1 protein-coding gene is annotated in these 554 nt (G+C 62.6%); it reads left to right on the top strand.

Annotation, left to right across the window (positions count from 1 at the left end; all coding sequences use genetic code 11):
- Window positions 1-218: 218 nt before the first annotated feature.
- Window positions 219-554, top strand: a 336-nt coding sequence (locus tag RVY79_RS17095) for a carboxymuconolactone decarboxylase family protein (RefSeq protein WP_317465671.1), incomplete at its 3' end; no start/stop codon positions are given.

The following is a 554-nucleotide window of genomic DNA, read 5'->3' as shown; positions in this document are numbered from 1 at the left end:
CCGCCGCGTCCTGCAGCGCCCGGAAATTCAGTGGGCCGTCGCGCAATTCCCAGATGATGCGCAGCGTGCCGCGTCGGCCGAACAGGTCCAGCGCGGCCATGATCGGACGGCCGGAATCCGAGCCGCGCACGGCCTGACCGGGAAGTGGTGTTTTCATGCTTTACTTTCCATAGCAAATTTCCTACGCTTACTATGGAAATCATAGCGCAGGAGACCGCATGGATACCGCCCGTATTGCCTCGGCAACACCACCGTTTGCCGCATCGATCCAACAAACCATCGACCAGGTCATGCGCGGACAACCTCCGCTGACCCTGTTCACGACACTGGCCCGCGATGAACGGCTCGCTAGCAAGTTCTTCGCGGGCGGTCTGCTGGACAAAGGACACCTCAGCCTGCGGAACCGCGAACTCGTGATCGATCGCACGACCGCGCGCTGCGGCTCCGAGTACGAATGGGGCGTGCATATCGCGATCTTCGGCGAGGCAGCCAGCCTGACCGAAGCGCAGCTCCGCTCACTGGTGCATGGCGATCCGACCGATGCCTGCTGGCAG

Source organism: Chromohalobacter sp. HP20-39, assembly GCF_033052815.1.
Lineage (GTDB): Bacteria > Pseudomonadota > Gammaproteobacteria > Pseudomonadales > Halomonadaceae > Chromohalobacter.
The sequence above is the reverse complement of the archived record's forward strand: the minus strand, read 5'-3'. Positions and strand labels throughout refer to the sequence as shown.